The 13,491-nt window shown below is 39.8% G+C and carries 10 protein-coding genes and 1 pseudogene; 3 read left to right on the forward strand and 8 right to left on the reverse strand.

The window, feature by feature from the left end:
- Positions 1-74 precede the first annotated feature (74 nt).
- From FTV31_RS00550 to FTV31_RS00560, 3 genes are all read right to left on the reverse strand, one after another.
- Positions 75-1,106, reverse strand: a complete 1,032-nt coding sequence (locus FTV31_RS00550) for a DUF932 domain-containing protein (RefSeq protein ID WP_078388752.1) — start codon at positions 1,104-1,106, stop codon at positions 75-77.
- A 22-nt stretch (positions 1,107-1,128) separates the two neighbouring features.
- Positions 1,129-1,407, reverse strand: coding sequence for a hypothetical protein (locus tag FTV31_RS00555; RefSeq protein WP_131273872.1), 279 nt, complete (start codon positions 1,405-1,407; stop codon positions 1,129-1,131).
- Positions 1,408-1,512: 105 nt separating this feature from the next.
- Positions 1,513-2,421, reverse strand: coding sequence for an inovirus-type Gp2 protein (locus FTV31_RS00560; RefSeq protein ID WP_180012651.1), 909 nt, complete (start codon positions 2,419-2,421; stop codon positions 1,513-1,515).
- A 463-nt stretch (positions 2,422-2,884) separates the two neighbouring features.
- On the opposite strand from FTV31_RS00560, the gene FTV31_RS00565 reads away from it, so the two are divergent.
- Positions 2,885-3,781: a hypothetical protein gene (locus FTV31_RS00565; protein ID WP_180012652.1), complete on the forward strand. Its 897-nt coding sequence runs from the start codon at positions 2,885-2,887 to the stop codon at positions 3,779-3,781.
- 97 nt (positions 3,782-3,878) lie between these two features.
- Here the strand turns inward: FTV31_RS00565 and FTV31_RS00570 are convergent, their stop codons facing one another.
- A complete protein-coding gene (locus FTV31_RS00570; RefSeq protein WP_180012653.1) occupies positions 3,879-5,063 on the reverse strand; it encodes a hypothetical protein in 1,185 nt (394 codons plus the stop codon).
- Positions 5,064-5,209: 146 nt separating this feature from the next.
- Here FTV31_RS00570 and FTV31_RS00575 point away from each other — a divergent pair, with 146 nt between their 5' ends.
- Positions 5,210-5,503, forward strand: coding sequence for a pyocin activator PrtN family protein (locus FTV31_RS00575; protein ID WP_032008304.1), 294 nt, complete (start codon positions 5,210-5,212; stop codon positions 5,501-5,503).
- A 216-nt stretch (positions 5,504-5,719) separates the two neighbouring features.
- On the opposite strand, the gene FTV31_RS00580 is transcribed toward FTV31_RS00575, so the two are convergent.
- The 4 genes and pseudogenes from FTV31_RS00580 to FTV31_RS00590 form a co-directional block, all read right to left on the reverse strand.
- The gene (locus FTV31_RS00580; protein WP_178868015.1) at positions 5,720-6,922 is read right to left on the reverse strand and encodes a site-specific integrase; all 1,203 of its coding nucleotides are present in this window, start codon (positions 6,920-6,922) and stop codon (positions 5,720-5,722) included.
- Between the two features lie 215 nt (positions 6,923-7,137).
- Positions 7,138-7,209, reverse strand: a pseudogene (locus FTV31_RS17545) (hypothetical protein); the annotation flags it as partial.
- Between the two features lie 287 nt (positions 7,210-7,496).
- Positions 7,497-9,554, reverse strand: coding sequence for an EAL domain-containing protein (locus FTV31_RS00585; RefSeq protein ID WP_180012654.1), 2,058 nt, complete (start codon positions 9,552-9,554; stop codon positions 7,497-7,499).
- 425 nt (positions 9,555-9,979) lie between these two features.
- Positions 9,980-12,169, reverse strand: a complete 2,190-nt coding sequence (locus FTV31_RS00590) for a carboxy terminal-processing peptidase (protein WP_166136328.1) — start codon at positions 12,167-12,169, stop codon at positions 9,980-9,982.
- A 199-nt stretch (positions 12,170-12,368) separates the two neighbouring features.
- On the opposite strand from FTV31_RS00590, the gene nagZ reads away from it, so the two are divergent.
- Complete coding sequence (gene nagZ, locus FTV31_RS00595) at positions 12,369-13,391, forward strand: beta-N-acetylhexosaminidase (protein ID WP_180012655.1); 1,023 nt, start codon at positions 12,369-12,371, stop codon at positions 13,389-13,391.
- Positions 13,392-13,491 lie beyond the last annotated feature (100 nt).

Genomic DNA, 13,491 nt, shown 5'->3' on the forward strand with positions numbered 1-13,491 from the left:
TAGGGGTTACATGAGTGCTATGACTAGCATTTGTTTGGGGTGACTTGATTTCAACATAAGTGAATCGGTTAATTTCAGGCGATTAAAGCAAGTGCTTGCTCCAATCCTCTTTGTTTAAGACCAGCACCTGCACCGAACCAAGCTGAATCAAGACGATGATCGGTACTCATGGCACGTCGTTCATGATCCACAAATTCTGTGATCGAACAAAGTAAACCATAAGCCGTATCTTTAGCTGATGACAGGTCAGCACCACGACCTTGACCATTAAACATCTCCAAAGCTTTATTCATGGCGCGACCATTAGGTTCAGGCTTTTTCTCCTGAGCTTGCTGCGCGACATTGCGATAGAACTGAATGATGTTTTCTTCAGGATCGGAAACTGACATGGTGCTGTTGTTGAACACCGCATCAAAGTAGGCTTTAGCTTCCTGCTGACTCACCTTACGCTGTGTGAGCTGTTTCATTTCATACATGTGCTCATCCCATGCACGAACTGAAATACCCAATTGCTGTTTCACTTTCTCTGCATCAAACTTGGTGCTATGTGGAACTTTCACTACACCAGCACTACTGCTCTGCCCACGTAGAGCAATGGCTAACGTGTTGTTACAGACCACCCGGATACTTGTGAATTGTGCCGTCGTTGCCAACGTGCCGTCACACGCAGTAGCCAGCAAGATATAACCATTACTGACATCCTTAGACTTTAATGCAGTGCTTTGCCCAGTACGTGCCAAAGCCCAGAACTTCTTCCCACCTTTCAGCACCCCCGCAGTTTCTAGCTCAAAGCCTGATTGTTCAGTCAGATCCCGATAAAACTCCAGAATCTCTTTAGGCTGAACTTCCTGATAACGCTGACTGACCACAGATAAAGGTGCATGGGTATCTGAACGATACAAGACACGCTGCTCTTCAAATGGCATGATGATGCTTTGGCCACGTTCATTCTGTGCCATATAGCTGACATTCGAGGATTCAATCCGCCAATCCATTCCAGCTTGCTGTGCCCAGACTTCCAGTGGTTGATTCGGACTCAGCTGATTACCGAGACCATGCCAAGGGGTTTCGCCAACATAGGCGATTTGTTCGATTTGATGTGCCATCGTTCTTATCTCCTATGCTAATTCAACGAAAATTCTGCTGACAGTGATTGCAGTGATAATAGGTCAGCGTGATCGGCTTTTTAGGCTCATCAAACACACTACTGAATAGGCCACCAATGACTGCACCTGCAAGCCCGCCAAGCAGTGGTGATACAGGCAAAGGTAAACCCTTTGAAATGGTTGCACCGATAGTTGCGAACGATGCAGATGCGGCTAGACCTGTAGAATCAGACCCACTCACCTGCTGATTAACCACTTGAATAACCTGATCCGAAAAACAATAAGGACAATTTAAACTCATAATATATACCTCTAGAAATGACAAAGGCTCACCGATTGGCAAGCCTTGCAAAGTATTTAAAACCTCGTTTTCACCTAGATAATGTATATCTGAGATTATCTTCATTTAGCGTCTATCATACTGCGCTCTTAACTGACCTTTACCAAATACTCTTCGTCCTTTTGGCTTTACACGTAAGTATTGAAGAGTACGTTTGTGATGATCCGCAATGTATTGCATTGCCTCAATGAAATTTGTCACTTGGGTTGAATCACGACGATAAATCACACCGATCCCCAGCTTATTCTCTCTTCGAAGTTTCGCTATACGTTCACGGTTCCAGCAATTATAGCCTTGACCATAACCTCTAGTAATATCCCTCCATAGCTCAATAATTTCATTCCCCCAATAAACTGCGCTTCCATCACGATAGGCATTATCATAAATGATTGCTAAGTGACAGTGAAAACCTTTACTTTTACCGCCTTGCTCCACTCCCCATATATACCCGACCACATGTTTAAATATGCCATCTTTATTTTGAATACGATTAAGCAGTATATCCAAATCATTATAAATATCTTCAACTCTGATGCGACTAGAATGTTCTTGTAAATAACCCAAGTCCACCCGAGCAACTAATATTCGGCTATATTTACCAATTATTGACTCACAATATTCCTGCACTTCAATTTTATTTTCATCTTTCTGTTTTTCGATCGTCTTATAATCTTTTTCAAAATCCTCAGATAAATCTAAAAACCACGCTCTCATCTCTCTATACCCAATTATCTTTAGCTCATCCATAAGATCAAAATAATCGGAATCTATTCTCTGTAAGTCATATCTCAGAATTACAAAGAATTTAAGATAACCTGTGTATTCCTCATCAGGATCATAAATATCATCAAAGCCTAATAACAGATTAGTAAGCTGTGAATAGAATTCATCCCATTCCCTACTTCTTCTTTTTAGACATTTTAAGAAGTTCTCAATATCAAGTGTAAGTTGTGCATGATTAATTGAAGCTCTCATGTTTGAACCTATGTGTGTGATAGTTACATAAGAGATAGGGAATTCAGTATATATATACGTTTTACTTCTTAACAAAGTATTAACTAATAAATGATTAGATTAATAACCAAAGCTTAAAACAAACCAAATTATCAGTAAATTAAAATAAAATATAAAACCTCAAATACAATTTTCCCGTATTTCACAAAGATTTTTTAATACCCTACCCCTCATTAAAAGCTAGAATTAAGGAATAAAATTAATTTTAGACTATATCGTTTTAGCACCTAATTTTAGTTATAAAAAAATTAAATTAAAAACTTATATTGCCTAAACATTTTTTATTTATAACACCCTTACCCCCTAGTAGAAAGCTTTTAAAAATATAGTGCAAAACAAGGGGAAATAGAGTGAAAAACTTAGTAGAAAGTATTGTTTTTATTACCTAAAGTATGACGTAAGCTTTTTAAAAACAGGATACAAAATGCGCAATTCTGAACTAGACAATCTTAAATCATTCCTGACACAACTTAGAGATGAAGATCTTATCTGGGCACTGTTTGTCTATCATCGCCCAAATATTGATAACAATCGCAGAATACGGGAGAGCAACGCTGCTATAGAAAAAGATATAGCAAAACTGAACAGCCTAGATAAACTCAGGAACATAAGTAAATTTATAATTGATGAAATGAATAATAGTAGTGATGATGATATCTATTATTTTTTACGTGATTTAAAGGATTTTCAATCTAGAATCACAATACATTCTTTTGACTTTAATAAAATTAAAGATAATCAAAGATTCTTACAATTTGCATGCAAAGTCTTGAATGAAAAAGAAGGAGATCGCTTAATTTTAGATATAAAAAATCTATACTTCCAGCTCCTTTATCTGGCTTATACAATCCCTTTTTATTATGAAAATTCTAGATCAATTGAAAATATATATTTTCGATTTGACAAAATATACACAAAATTCAACAGTCATTTTAAATCACCATGCTCTGATTTTTTTGTATGGGCTAAAAAGTATATTAATGAAAACTCAGAATTTAGAAGATACAGAAGAGATGCATCACATGTATCTGAATATGAGACTTTAATTAACTCAATATTTGATATTATCTATTATGAAGATGAAAATATTCACTATGCTCTAAGAAAAAAATTATCTAATGCGTGGTATCAAAAAAAGCACCGTGAGGAGAAAAAGGTGAAAAAACCTAACTATTACGCATTAACCAAAAGAGCTAGAGAAGCGTTGCTTACATTAGCTTTCAAGAATGGTATGTCAGAAGAGCAAATGATCGAAAGACTCATCAATGAAACCTATGCCAAAGAATGCTGTTCAGTCGATGGAGAAAACCTATATTTGTAAAAATAATCTCTCCACCAGTCACACCCAATCTAGTCCATTGTATAACTAAGATTGGGTTTGTGCGTGCAGACCTAATGAAAATAGGTATCATAAAATTTTATTGATTTAAGCTCATATTCACTTTACTTAAAGCACTTTTAAACTTATCCCCAATATTCGGATCATAAAAGAAATATTTAGTAAGTACTGGTTCTAATACTCCATAGAAGCCCTCATCTACCATGTCATTCACTGTAATGCTAATAAGCTGATAAAAATCAAAAATACTATTATGTTGATCAAATAAGGTTCTTTCCGAAATAGAAAAACCATACTCTTCCATTTCTTTTTTTGCTATCTCAGAGCAGGTAGGTTCAGCATCTAAGATGTGTATAGGGGTCTCACGGTATAATGGTTTATTTATGTTGTTCTTTTTGACCAGCATCAGATGCCATGCTCCTAGCAAGCTAACCCAAGATGCAAGGTTGGGCTTAAAGATCGGATTATGCCCTAACCTTGCCTCCACATTATTAAGATACCCAGACAAATCATTTTTTTTATTTAGATCAATAGTATAGATGCGCTGATAATCTACTTTTTCCAAAGCTTCCAACTTAGCCTTAGACTTAATTACTGCAATGACTTTTTCATGGTCACTTAAATTATTCAAATCTACAATCTGCGACATTTTTAAATTTGATGCCAACAGCTTATTTTTAAAAATTTCTAATTCAAGAAATAGCATAGCTCTAAAAAATAACTTATCTAATAATTCCTGAGATATCACCTGATAGGCTTTACTATACTTTGAGACCTTTAAGATCCCCATATCAATTAATTTTCCAAGTACTCCAATGGCAATATTGTCATATTCATAGCTTAAAAACTGACTAACTATTTTATAGCGTTCATTTCCGCTCAACGGATATATAGGTTGTCTATCCAATATGTTCTGCAAATCTTGGGCAAATTCATCAATAGGAAAACCCGCCCTATCGACTTCTAAACGTATCTCATCATTAAAAGCAGAGATAAAATTGCTAACATCATTATCTTGCATCTTATCCGATTTACTATAATAGGTAATATTTAAGTCTAGCCCCATCAATAGTAAATGCTTGTAGTGCTCAGCTCTCAGCCCTCTATATTTTCTTGTAGCTAAAATTAGATGAAAAGAATCATTCAACCTTTTATAAAAATCCGACTTCTCATCAGAAAAGGTTTCTAGCGAAACAATATCGTAGAAGTATAAATAATCTAATAGTTTAATAGTGTTGATTTGAATGTCTGTTAGTTTTGGCATTGAGCTAGCTATGAAGAAAAAAGTTACCCTTATTTCCTCATTATTCGTCATTTCATCTTTTTTACAATTATTTCGGTGAATTTTTTTAGCTGTACCTTAGTTGTATGACTAAAGATTCAAGAATTAACTTTTAAAAGAGTGACCAAATGAACAAAGTACAAATGAATTTATCAGATTATTTATTCATGCAATTTAAAACAATCACTCCTACTCTCGAGCAAGTAGGAGCCATGTATTATCCTCATTTAAGTAAAGCTAAATTGCTTGAAAAGGCTAGAAACATGGATTTCCCATTCCCATGCTATAGAATTGATGATAGCCAAAAAGCTCCTTACCTTATCAACCTAGCTGATTTTTCAGAGTTCCTTTCAAAGGCCCTACGAATTAATCAACCCTACATAGACACCGACATACACCAAACGTGCAAAAACAATGGTTGATGGTGGTTAAAGATGTCATACCTCACTTCCAAACAGATACGTGAAAAATTCAATATCAAAGCAGCCGCTACATTATGGAGATGGCAACAGCCAAACCAAAAAATGTTTGCGGAGCCATTCCCGCAACCCATAAAAGCAGTAAAGGGGTCTACAAGTCTTTGGGACCGAGAGCAAATAGAAACATGGGAAGCTAAATTTTTTAGAAATAATGAAAGCCTAACTAGTTAGGCTTTCCAATTTATCCCACCATTGTTTATAAGCGATTCCCATCTCTTTCTGATAATCATGGTAGTCATATGTCCCTTGCTCTCCTGGCATGGTATGACCAATCATTAACTCTGCAATATCACGCGATGTAAAACGACTAAAATGAGTACGAGCTGTACGTCTTAAATCATGCATAGACCAATGTTTCATCTCAACACCATAATGTCTTCTTGCATATTGCATGACATTATACGGTAGCTTACCTGGACCATTTTGCCCATACATCTCTTTAGTCCCATTATTCACGAACATATAGATGGAACTATTCAGCTCCATAGCCTGCTGAATAAAAGGCTCAATTTCAGGCAATATCGGTCTAAGAAGAGGTCGCTTCGTATACTTACCTGTCTTATGGTTTTCAGGTGGTACAGTCCAAATTTTGCGTTCAAAATCGAAATCCGATTTTTTTGCCATCCTCAACTCACTATATCTATTAGCATAGAAGAGACAGATTTTAATAAACAGCGCATTTTTCAACGCCATTCTAGACTCATCGCAAATTTTCCAAATTAGTGCCACTTCGTCATCTTCAAGAATTCGATCCACTTTATTCTTTTTAATGTTGAGATCACGTTTTCCAGTTATATGACGTATCGGGTTATTCTCAATCAGCCTACGATTTACGCCCCAATCTAAGCACTGTTTTGTATTTGTTAGCAGTCGATCAGTAATTGATGCAGATTTTTCAAAATGGTCTTCTAGTAACTCTAACCACATATGTAGTGTAATTTGATCTGCTGGCAGATATCCATATTTAGGAAACACATACAACTCAAAAGACCGCAATTGTTGTTGTGCATTTTTCTTATTCGGCATGCAGTATTTTTCATGCCATTCTAAATAGAGCTCCTTAAAAGTTAGTGCGTTCGTCACTTTATGAACTTCTAACTTTTTATATACTCTTGGATCATGTCCTGCCTCTAGGACACCTTTCATTTTTTGCAACTCTTGCCTAGCTTGTAATAAAGTCAAATTGGGGTAAGAACCCAAGTCTAGGCGAGCTTGCTTACCCTCGTATCTGAAGCGCATTTGAAAAGTGATCTTACCTTTAGGTGACACACGTACACTCAAGCCATCTCTATCAGGTTCGACATGTTGCTCATCCCTAGTCTTACCTAAATTCTTTTTAAGCCATGTGTCCGTAAGTGGCATTTCACACCTGTGTACAAAATTTTAAATCAGAAAAAGTAACATCAAATATGTACACACTCATGTACACAAAACTTCTGAATAAACTTAATTCAACTTGAAACATGATGCAATGGGTATAGAGAAAAATTTTATTAAAATACTGTAATTTAATAAAATATTAATTTTATTTTGAATGCTTTTGAAATGGGTTGGAATAAGATGAATTATAGTGTGTTATTTGGGTGGGAAATAATGGCGAATGTACGTCGCTGAGCGACCTGTGCCGCTAACTCATCTTTAAAACTCATGGAAAATACCTACTGCAGAACCGCAGTGCTCAAGATCAAATACGATCAATATGAAAAATTGACGATATTGTAGCAGATTTCTAGAGCCAATAAGCAGCCCTATAAACTGGAGAAATCGCAGTTTTCCATTCTCTTTTCTGGTTGAACTGATATTTTTTTGGCTCGTCGATTTAACGGATTTAATTCACTACCCAATCTAGAAATTATAAATCGATAACCACATAAATTTTATAATTTACAATTGATTAGTTTAATCATAAAAAATTCTAAATAGTGATTTACCGGGTTCAAGAAACAAAGGCCCTAGCTTCAAGTTGCTCGACATCCATCGGTTTACCCAGCAGATAGCCCTGCATCTGCTGACAGCCCAAACGGGTCAAAATTTCCGCTTGCTGCACAGTTTCAATTCCTTCTGCTGTCACTTTTAAACCCAGTTTAATGGCCAGCTGAATAATACTTTCCAGAATCATTTCTTCCTTGGAACCTGCACTCAGACCCTGAATAAATTCCTTGTCAATTTTCAGCTCATCGACAGGCAGGTTTTTTAAATACAGAAAGCTGGAATGCCCGGTACCAAAATCATCAATCGCCAGCTGGATGCCCATCTGACGCAACTGCTGCAAAGTCCGGATACTCGAATCAATGTGATGCATGGCAGTCGATTCAGTAATCTCAATCATCAAATGTTGAGGATCAATTTTATATTGACTGAGTAGCTGCTCCAGCGTACTGATCAGATGCTTATGCTCAAACTGAACCGCAGATAAATTGACACCGATCGGGAAAAAATCAGCATGATCAGCTTCCCAGAGCTGAATCTGTTTACAGGCCTGCTCTAAAGCCCAGTAGCCCATCGGAATAATCAGACCGGTTTTTTCTGCTCCGGGAATAAACATATTCGGACCCAACAAACCATGCAATGGGTGCTTCCAGCGAATCAGAGCTTCTACACCACAGATCTGCTCATCATGGGTAAATTTTGGCTGATAAACCAAGATAAACTGCTGCTCTTCTACTGCTTTATACAGATCATTGATCAGTTTGCTCTGGCTTTTGCTTTCATGCTGATCGGTCGAGAAATTAAAAACAGAATAGGTATTCCGTCCCTGATACTTGGAAGTCAACATGGCGGCATCTGCATTGATCAGCAGATCCTGCAGATTCTGGCCATGCTTCGGATACATCGCGATCCCGATACTGCCCGAGATATTGATGGTCTTGCCACTGATCTGGAAACTTTCCTGAATCAGTTCCAGGATCCTTTCCGATATTTTCGAGGCCTGCTCTACTGAAGTATTTTCCAGCACCAGCAGAAATTCATCGCCACCGATACGCAGCAGTTTGGAATCATCTCCCAGAATTTGATGAATACGATAAGCCAGCTGAATCAGTAGCTGATCCCCAACGTGATGGCCAAACACATCATTCACGGCTTTAAAGCGATCCAAATCAATATATAAAAAAGCGATTTCATGCTGGGCATCTTGTTGCCGGCCAGAAAACAGCAATTGTGCATATTTGACCAGATATAATCGGTTTGGCAGTTTGGTGAGATTATCCTGAATCGCCTGATTCGCCAGTTCTTTATTGGCCAGCATCAGCTGACGGTTACGTGATTCAAAGCGTAACTCCAGCATGGCTACGCCAAATGCAGTCACCAGTACCAGACAACTAATCAGGATGACTGAAAATAGCAAGGCATAGTGGGAATGACTGATCTGGCTCAGTGGGTGGGCATCTTCATAAAAACTGAGTGCCGCCATTCCCGTATAATGCATCCCGACAATGGTCAACGTAAGCATACTCGCGACCACGAGCTTCATCCGGATCGTACTTTGCACTGCCTGTCGATATTTGAAGGCCACCCAGAAACTGAGTCCCGCTCCACTCGTTGCAATCAGGATCGAACAAATCATTAATAAAGGATGATAGGCAGTCACATGATTTTTAACATTCAGGCCCAGCATGCCCACATAGTGCATTCCTGACATGCCCAGCCCCATCAGAACAGCACCTAGAATCAAGCGGGCACAAGGCAAGGTTTTACGGGTAGTGAGCCAGATGGCAAAGGTTGCTCCCACAAAGCCAATCACATAAGAACTTAAGGTGAGTGCAGTATCGATATCATAAGCATCAGGAAAATGAGCTGCCGTCATGCCGACATAATGCATTCCCCAGATCGCCAGTCCCAGTAAGCCACCGCTGAACAGTAAAACAAGGGTTTTCAACCTTAGCGACACATTACGAAATAGCATCTGCTCAAGCGTAAGCGTCAAATAGCAGGCAATAAATGCCACAGCCATTGATCCAATGAGCAGACTGACATCATGATGAGCATGAATCATATAAAATGTTCCATCTGGGCGATCATTTTTATTTTATTGCGCAGCTGTATTCGCACGATTCCCCGCTAAATTTACGCCCTATAAAAAATAAAATACTCTTTTCAGAGTTCATCCCGACTGCTTCAAACTTGAAGCCATAACAAAATTTATTGCAATATTTTTATCTCTTCAGTAGCTGGAGTGAAGTTTAAAATTGCCCTGAATCGATAAAATAAAAATTCAGCTTACATATTAGAAGTCTTTGAGATTTTATCAATTGATTAAATTTAATATTCCAGCTTTTTTATTCGACATAAATCACAAATTTTTCTTTTTTATTTAGTTACATAGCACTTTATATTTAATTGATATTGCATTTTATTTGCACAAAAAAACAGCCTATCGAAATAGGCTGTGTTTAGAACTTATATTACTTTATGTTAAAGTTACTGTTTTGACTGTACTTGAGCATAGTCAGCCAAGACATGTGCGGCTTCCAGCACAAAAGCTTCTTCTTCCGGTAATGCCGGACGTTCTTTGGCTTTCATTTTCGCCCGGGCTTCAACCATGGCATCCAGAGATGCCTGATAACTTTCCCAGTTTGGATAAGGTTTCAGGCCGGTTGCAGCACGGCGGGCATTTTCAGCTTCTAAAGCTTTACGCTCGATATCCAGCAACTCAGCTTTACGCTGTTCCAGATCCAGAACTACACGTTTTTGGTCTTCGACTTTTTTCATAGCCGCTGTACGCTGTTCCAGATACTTGAATTGAGGATTCTGAGCGACACGCTGTTGAGATAACTTGGCCAGTTCCGGTACATATTTCTGGACCACACCTTCACGTTTAAATGGCGCAGTTGGAATCGTATCCCACTCTAGGGCATTTTTAGCCTTACGTTCACCAAACTCTTCGTTATAGATGTCGACCAGCTTGATATCCGGAATCACGCCCTTGTTTTGGGTACTACCCCCCGTCACACGGTAGAACTTACGCTGAGTCAGTGTTGCCTGACCATGTGCCAAGCTATCCAGCTGAACCTGCGCAGTTCCTTTACCTGTTGTGGTACTACCAATCACGATGCCACGTTCATAATCCTGAATTGCTGCTGAATAAATTTCACTTGCAGATGCAGAAGCCAGGTTCACCATTACTGCCAATGGACCGGCATAGGTTTGTGCACCACCATCATCATCTTCAAAGACGCTGACATTACCGTTACCATCACGAATCTGAACCACAGGACCTGACTTGATCACCTGTCCCAGCATACGTGCCACTTCTTCAAGTGAACCACCCGGGTTATTGCGCAAGTCTACAATAATACCGGCAACATTCTTCGCAGCCAGCTCTTTCAGGGCCTTATTGGTATCTTCTGATACGGAACGGTAGTCGGTACCCGCACGACGGGCACGATAGTTCAGATAGAAAGATGGAATTTCAATCACACCATATTGATATTTTTTACCATCACGCTGGATTTCCACGGTACGGGTTCTAACCCCGGCATCTTCTTCCTGAATCACATCACGTACCAGACTGACATTACGCGCCTGTCCCATGGTCGCACCCGGGCCTAGTAACTTCAGTGTTACTTTGGTGCCGCGCTTACCACGAATCAGACCAACAATTTCATTACTTGGCCAGCCAATTACATCAACCATCTGTTCGCCGTCTTGAGCAACGCCAACAATACGGTCACCTGATTTTACCTGTCCTGATTTGCTGGCAGGCCCACCTTCTACAATGGTTTCAATCTTGGTGTAATCTTCATTACCACGTTCTGGGCGAATCGACACTCCAATCCCTTCCAGCTGCAATGTAGTCTGACGGTTCAGCTCCATCGCATCTACAGGCGGGAAATAATTACTGTGCGGATCATAAGTCAGCATCATCGCATTCAGGGTTTTGTCCAGCACATCATCACTCTTGATCCGGCTGAGACGCTCTAACTGACGGGTATAACGCTTAGTCAGGGTTTGAGCAGGCGTTAAATCTTCCGGCCCAGTTAGGTCCTGACCATTCGCCAGTTCAGGATTGGCTTTAAGTGCATTTTGCTTGGCCTGCTCTTCTTCCTTACTGATCGTCAGGTTAATCAGCTGAGAGACCAGCATTTTTGACCAGTGAGCACGTTGTTCAGCCTGAGTTTTAAAGAACGGCGCCTTTTCGCGATCCGTTTCAATATATACATTCTTCTGGTTCAGATTTTGTGGTTTTTTCAGTTCTTCCAGCATAAAGGTATAGAACTGGGCTAAACGCTCACGATACTGCGCATGAATTTCATAAGGGCCAGACAAATTACCAGCTTTCAGATTGGCACCGAAAGTAGCGCCATAGCGTTTTTTATAATCTTCTATTTCAGATGCCAGAAAAAGACTGTGATCTGCATCCAGACTATCAATATAAAAATCAAAGATACGCTGTGAAGTCTGAGCATCCAGACGCATATTCAAATAATGTTGGCGATCAACGAGAGTTGCCAGTTGTCGGGATACCAATGCCTGTTCTTGAGAAGGTTGAAGCACTGCTTTGCTGACTACTTCTTTACCATCAGCTGCAATTGCATCATTCACCACATGGGTAAAAAATAATCCGCCTGTCGCAATCGCAACTGCACAAGCTATTGTTTGAAATTTCATAAATAATTCGTACTTCCTTGGCCTCAAGACCAATTTGACCGTGTTGCTTTTCGAGCAGAACTTAAAGTATTCAGCATCTTAAACAACTTAATATGTTTATGTCGTGTAGTTTTATCATATTCTGTGCTGACAAAGTGTAGCAAATCATTGCAGAATTCAGGTATTGTTTTCCCCGAAAATTCTAAAATGGATTCCGCATATGATTGGCGCATTGATGCTCGACATCGCAGGCACTACCCTTACTCAAGAAGATATTGAACTCTTGGGTGCACCACAAGTCGGTGGTGTGATTTTATTCGGTCGCAATATTGAATCTCCTGCCCAAGTCCGCGCTTTGACTGATCATATGCGTCAGGTCCGTCCAGATATTCTGATTGCGGTGGATCAGGAAGGTGGCCGGGTACAGCGCCTGAAACAGGGCTTTACCCTGCTGCCTGCCATGGGCAAATTTGGTGAGCTTTACCAGACGGATCGTGAAAAAGCGCTGGAACTGGCCGAGAAATGTGGCTGGTTGATGGCGACTGAAGTACTGGCTGTCGGAATTGACTTCAGTTTTGCGCCTGTACTGGATCTGAATGATATTAGTGATGTGATTGGCGACCGTAGCTTTGCCAGAAATATTCAGGATATTATTCCACTAGCTAGTGCTTTTCTGAAAGGTATGAAACGTGCTGGCATGGCTTCGACCGGTAAGCATTTCCCGGGACATGGTTCGGTTAAGGCCGATTCGCATGTGGCCGCTGCCATTGATATGCGCAGCTATGAAGAAATCCAGCAAAAGGATATGCAGACTTTTATTCAGTTACAATCCCAACTGGATGCGCTTATGCCTGCCCATGTTATCTATAGTCAGGTTGATCCAAATCCAGCCGGTTTTTCAGAATTCTGGATTCAGAAAGTGTTACGTCAAGAACTTGGATTCGACGGCGTACTGTTCTCGGATGATTTAAGCATGCAGGCTGCCTGTGTGGCTGGTGGTGCCGATGCCCGTATTCAGGCGGCATTGAAAGCAGGTTGTGATATGGGGTTAGTCTGCAATGATCGCGCAGCACAATGTATTGCGCTTGAGGGCATTCAGGATCTGCCACTGCCAAATCAGCAGCGTCTGGAACGTATGCGCGGAAAAATTCCAGAGATTCAAATCAGTACTGAACTGAATCTTGGAGATGAATGGCGCCAGATCCGTGATGAAATCAGCCAGTTTAAAGATCAGGTTCTGTAATTTTTAAATGACCTGAATACGACAAAGGAACACGACAAGGTGTTCCTTTTTTATTATCATGTTGAAAAGACTGCTATATTAATGAGCAGCATTAAATTAA

It is taken from the genome of Acinetobacter sp. YH16031, from assembly GCF_013417335.1.
Lineage (GTDB): Bacteria > Pseudomonadota > Gammaproteobacteria > Pseudomonadales > Moraxellaceae > Acinetobacter.